We start from the raw sequence: 2,838 nt of genomic DNA, 5'->3' as shown, positions 1-2,838 counted from the left end.
GTATCCCTCCGCCGAAGGCCGTCTGCCCTGACTTGCTGATTGGCGTTAAGTCCATGGCTTATGTCATGCGCTACAATCATTTCCCCGATTGAGGTTTTGTCCGCCGATGATCTTGGCCGCCGGCGGGATTGGTCGGACGAGGAGAAGGTCCGGATCGTCGAGGAGAGCCTGCAAGGTTTTCGGCAAGGCTCGGCGACGGCACGGCGATATGGACTGTCGCGGTCATTGTTGACCCGCTGGCGTCGGGAATACCGTAGTGGCCTTCTGAGCGGTTCCGCTCCAACTGGCTTCGTGCCACTTTCGATTTCGCCGCCAGCGGCGGCATCTTGCGAGGTAGCCCCACCTCTCCGATCTGAGGACAACAAGACGATCGAGATCGCGCTGCCGAACGGGCGACGGCTGACGATTCCGGCCTCGCTTGATCCGACGATCCTCGCGCGCCTGCTGCCGGTTCTGGACACGCCATGATCGCCTTTCCGGCCGGGGTGAAGGTGTGGATCGCGGGCGGCGTGACGGATATGCGTTGCGGTATGAACAGCCTGGCGCTGAAGGTTCAGCAAGGTCTTGGCCGCGATCCTCATGGCGGCGAAATCTTCTGCTTCCGAGGTCGCAAGGGTGACCTGATCAAGGTCCTGTGGCATGACGGCGTCGGCATGTCGCTCTACATAAAGCGCCTTGAGGCGGGCAAGTTCATCTGGCCGGTCAGCGAGAATGGCTCCGCCGTTCCGGTCTCGGCGGCACAGTTGGGATATCTCCTGGAAGGGATCGATTGGCGCAATCCTCGCTGGACGCAACGGCCTGCGGCGGCAGGCTGATCTCTATCATTCCTCTGTTTTTGTTGGGCTTTCAGCATGTGACATGGTAGCTTTCGGCCATGGATGATGCTGCTTCGGAGATAGCCAGATTACGCGCCGCGCTTGCAGCATCGGAAGCGCGTGCCGCCTCCGCCGAGGCCGATCTCGCGCAGGTGCGCGCCGTTGTGACGACCTCCGAGGCGATGATCCGGCACCTCAAGCTTGAGATCGCCAAAATGCGCCGCGAGCAGTACGGCCAGAGTTCGGAACGGCGCGCCCGACTGATCGACCAGATGGAATTGCAGCTCGAAGAACTCGAGGCCGACGCCACCGAGGACGAGATCGCCGCGGAACGCGTGGCAGCGAAGATCACGAATGTCTCCGCCTTCGAACGCCGCCGGCCAGCCCGTAAGCCGTTTCCCGAGCACTTGCCGCGCGAACGCGTGATCGTCGAGGCTCCGGCGCACTGCGCCTGTTGCGGCTCGGCCCGGATCGTGAAGATGGGCGAAGACATCACTGAGACGTTGGAGGCGATTCCGCGCCAGTGGAAGGTGATCCAGACGGTGCGCGAGAAGTTCACCTGCCGGGACTGCGAGAAGATCAGCCAGCCACCGGCACCTTTCCATGCGACCCCGCGTGGATGGGCGGGACCGAACTTGCTGGCAACGATCCTGTTCGAGAAGTTCGGCCAACATCAGCCATTGAACCGCCAGGCTGAACGCTACGCCAGGGAAGGCGTTGATCTCAGCCTCTCCACGCTGGCCGATCAGGTCGGAGCCTGCGCGACGGTGCTACAGCCGATTCATGATCTGATCCGCGCCCATGTGCTGGCCGCCGGCCGGCTGCATGGCGACGACACAACCGTGCCGCTGCTGGCCAAAGGTGCAACGCGGCAGGCACGATTATGGACTTATGTGCGCGATGACCGCCCCTTCGCCGGCGGTGCCCCTCCCGCGGCGCTCTTCCACTTCTCTCCCGATCGCGAGAAAATCCATCCCAACACGCATCTCGCTGGGTGGCATGGCACACTGCAAGCCGATGCCTATGGTGGCTACAACGATCTTTATCGTGCGGACCGCGGCCCTGCACCGGTAATCAGCGCGCTCTGCTGGAGTCATGCGCGGCGCAAGTTCTTCGAGCTGGCCGACATCGCCGGCAACGTGCGCAAGGGCAAACCCGCTCATGAGATATCGCCGGTCGCACTCGAGGCCGTGGCCCGCATCGACGCTCTCTTCGATATCGAACGCGACATAAACGGATTGCCTGTCGAGGACCGGCTCGCAGCACGCCAACAACATGCTCGTCCGCTCGTCGAGGAACTGCACGACTGGCTGATGGCGCAGCGCACCCAGATGTCCAAGCACAATCCCGTCGCCAAGGCGATCAACTACATGTTCGAGAAGGAGGGGCGCTGGGAAGCCTTCACCCGGTTCCTCGATGACGGCAGGCTTTGCCTTTCGAACAATGCGGCCGAGCGCGCTCTGCGTGGGATCGCTCTGGGAAGAAAGGCATGGCTGTTCGCCGGTTCCCAGCGTGGGGGCGAGCGCGCTGCCTTCATGTATTCCCTGATCGTCACGGCAAAGATGAACGATATCGATCCGCAGGCTTGGTTGGCGGATGTCCTCGCCCGCATGCCCAACCTTCCCGTGTCACGACTGCCGGAACTGTTGCCGTGGAACTGGACCGCCGCCGGCAGCGCACGGCAGATGGCGGCCTGATGGCGCGACCGACCCATGTCTACACGATCGACTACGTCGCCATGCTGATCGGCGAGAACCTCGAACTCGTCCAGGATATTGCCAGCAACTCAGACAACATCGACTACGGCGAGATGATCCATGCCCATGACGGCAGCGAAGAGGGCATCACGACCTTCACCGACCGGGGCATCGAAAGTCTAAAGGAATTCCCCGCCGATATCCGCACCTGGGATGGCGGTGTCCGACAGTTCCTTGTGGACGAGCAATGCGATCCTGCAAGGATCGAACGCATCATGGCAGACGAGCCGAAATCATAAACCCCGCGGCCTTCGCCGGATGGATAC

General features: G+C 62.2%; 4 protein-coding genes. All 4 read left to right on the top strand.

All coding sequences use genetic code 11. The annotated features are described in order from the left end of the window. The first annotated feature begins 96 nt into the window (after window positions 1-96). The 4 genes from L0976_RS28480 to L0976_RS28465 are packed head-to-tail and all read left to right on the top strand — an operon-like array spanning window position 97 to window position 2,811. Window positions 97-468 (top strand): transposase, encoded by a 372-nt coding sequence (locus L0976_RS28480; RefSeq protein WP_234190757.1) that lies wholly within the window; start codon window positions 97-99, stop codon window positions 466-468. Further along, complete coding sequence (tnpB, locus tag L0976_RS28475; protein ID WP_234190755.1) at window positions 465-815, top strand: IS66 family insertion sequence element accessory protein TnpB; 351 nt, start codon at window positions 465-467, stop codon at window positions 813-815. Before L0976_RS28480 ends, tnpB begins: the two co-directional genes overlap by 4 nt. 59 nt (window positions 816-874) lie before the next feature. Beyond that, complete coding sequence (locus tag L0976_RS28470; protein ID WP_234190753.1) at window positions 875-2,512, top strand: IS66 family transposase; 1,638 nt, start codon at window positions 875-877, stop codon at window positions 2,510-2,512. Further along, window positions 2,512-2,811 carry a hypothetical protein gene (locus L0976_RS28465; RefSeq protein ID WP_234190752.1) on the top strand — a complete coding sequence of 100 codons (300 nt, stop codon included), beginning with the start codon at window positions 2,512-2,514 and terminating at the stop codon, window positions 2,809-2,811. The genes L0976_RS28470 and L0976_RS28465 overlap by 1 nt, the downstream gene beginning before the upstream one ends. Window positions 2,812-2,838 lie beyond the last annotated feature (27 nt).

Source organism: Shinella sp. NM-101 (genome assembly GCF_021401195.1).
Taxonomy (GTDB): domain Bacteria; phylum Pseudomonadota; class Alphaproteobacteria; order Rhizobiales; family Rhizobiaceae; genus Shinella.
Note: the sequence above shows the minus strand (reverse complement) of the source record. Positions and strands in the feature narration are given on the sequence as shown.